The following is a 2,001-nucleotide window of genomic DNA, read 5'->3' on the forward strand; positions in this document are numbered from 1 at the left end:
GAGCGTGAACATGGGATCAGCCATGATTCGCCTCCATGCTCGCGAGCTCTTCATGAACCTCGTGCGCTTCCATGATCACGTCCACCTGATCGAGAGCCTCGATCAATGCGCGTTCGATGAAGAGACGCTTACTGATGCCCAGGACCGATACGGTCTGATCGATGCGATCGGCAAGCTCAGGGGAGAGCTTCGCGCAGACGTTCCGCAAGGGAATCTGATCGCCCGTTTCAAGCAGTTTTTCGGTCAGGTCCTGATTGCGAAGGCTGTATTTGAAGTCGAGGACGCGGTAATGCATGAATTCGGTGAAGTCGGACATGAGATTTTCCTCAGATTGGAGTGTGTGTGATATCCGATGAGGATGATCTACCAGCATTTTTGGAGCGTCAACATAATTTATTGGAGCGAAGAGTCACTAAAAGCGCTCCGTTAAGCTCCCTTGACGTAAAGCGTGCTTAACGGAAATTCCTCCGATGGAGGACAAGAGCGGTTATCAGGGCGCGGGGTAGTGTGGAGCCGCTGAGGAATCAGCGATTCGCGGACTTTCCGAAGGAGCGTCGGGGAGATTTTCGGAGCAGATCGAGCAGGCCGATATTTGGGGCCGCTTCGCGGGTACCGGCGCAGAAAATCCGCGCATGCGCGGAAATTTGTGCCAGCGCCTATCGGCCCGTTGGGCCGGCCGAGGTTTGGGTAACCGGCGGTGATACAAACCCTACCCTGTCCCCAAAAATCAGGCCGGCTACGTGGATTTAAGCGGGCCGTGCGTGCTGATGGGTCGCCGAAGGCGGCGCAGAAGCAGGTACGGAATGGCTTTTGGGACTCTCACCAGTGAACTGATATTCGCCCTGGACGAAGCGATAGAAGCGATCCCAGTACGGAAGAGAGTCGAGCGGTTCATCCAGGAGGGATTCAGGGACATCGACGCCGCGGAAGAGCCCAAAGCTATTCAGCAGACGCTTTCCCTTGAGTACCTGGGCCGCGTGCCAGTTGTCAGCTAGGGACAAATCGGAAAATTTCACAGCGTACTTGAAGACCTCCATGAAACCCTCGCTAGGATCGCCTGCAATGGGCCTGCAATCGACGATCATGCTGTCACCAGTGATAGCGTGCCACTCAGCACTAATCGCGCTCTGAGAGGGCTTAGAGGCCGCTAAAACGATCATGTGGCAATGCGGGTGCCAACCCTTCCCCTTATTGGTCAACTCAAGCGTGTAAACACCGCCTTCGGCCTTGCACAGCTCCGTGTAGGGAGCACCGCGAGTACCTGCGTTGAAGTATCGGCGGCGATCCATCATGAGCTTGAGCGAACGGGTCAGATGACGCTGACGCTCTTCAAGGTCTGGACCGTTCTTCACGGTAAGCGTGAGAAGGTAGGGTTGCAGGTCTGGGCGCTCTTTCTGGATCACCTCCCAGCGAGCCAAATAGGCCCCGAGCGCCTTAGCTCCACGCCGAATAGCGCAGAGAGGGCAGATCAGGTGTTGCTTGCAAAACGTAGCGTTGTGCAGCCGAACCTTGCCCACGGTGAAATACTCCCGAAAGTGCAGGTAATTTCCGCAGCTGGCGAGGCCTGCGGACGCTTTCGTGGATTCGACGGATGACACGTCCCGGAGGTGCCCAAGCATGTCCAGTGACCTTGCGTGAGCGCTGCCGTAGCGTGCTAATCTATCGCCGAAGTTTTCAGCTTCATCGACCCCTGTATGCGCCTCTTCCGCCAAGTTGACAGCGCATACGGGGGTTTTCTTTTTGGCCATGCCTGGCTCCTTTCCCGTGCTGGCAGCATACCTGCTGCTAACACTTTGTTTCTATGTATCAAGTAAAGAGGCCCCCGGCTCGCGTCACACGTACATGCAGCGCAGCTGCAAAGCCCGTGTGACGCGGTTCGGAGGCCTTTTTTATTTGTCTTAGGAAACAGCGACTAGCTGCGGCTTCGCGCCTTGCGGGATGAAATACCCCACCGACTTGCCCAGGGCATAAACCCCTACCGGGACGCGAATCATCTTGTTC

Annotated in this window: 2 protein-coding genes; both read right to left on the minus strand. The window is 56.2% G+C overall.

Features of this window, described 5'->3' with window-relative positions:
* Window positions 1-16 precede the first annotated feature (16 nt).
* Window positions 17-316 (minus strand): hypothetical protein, encoded by a 300-nt coding sequence (locus ACFC96_RS46030; RefSeq protein ID WP_376601937.1) that lies wholly within the window; start codon window positions 314-316, stop codon window positions 17-19.
* A gap of 430 nt (window positions 317-746) precedes the next feature.
* Window positions 747-1,748: a protein rep gene (locus ACFC96_RS46035; protein ID WP_376282694.1), complete on the minus strand. Its 1,002-nt coding sequence runs from the start codon at window positions 1,746-1,748 to the stop codon at window positions 747-749.
* Window positions 1,749-2,001: the final 253 nt, after the last annotated feature.

It is taken from the genome of Streptomyces sp. NPDC055955, from assembly GCF_042270245.1.
GTDB lineage: Bacteria > Actinomycetota > Actinomycetes > Streptomycetales > Streptomycetaceae > Streptomyces.

What these genes read in the sequence shown, in the direction of transcription:
- ACFC96_RS46035 (WP_376282694.1), bottom strand. Translation starts at nt 1,748, where the DNA reads ATGGCCAAAAAGAAAACCCCCGTATGCGCTGTCAACTTGGCGGAAGAG.
- ACFC96_RS46030 (WP_376601937.1), bottom strand. Translation starts at nt 316, where the DNA reads ATGTCCGACTTCACCGAATTCATGCATTACCGCGTCCTCGACTTCAAA.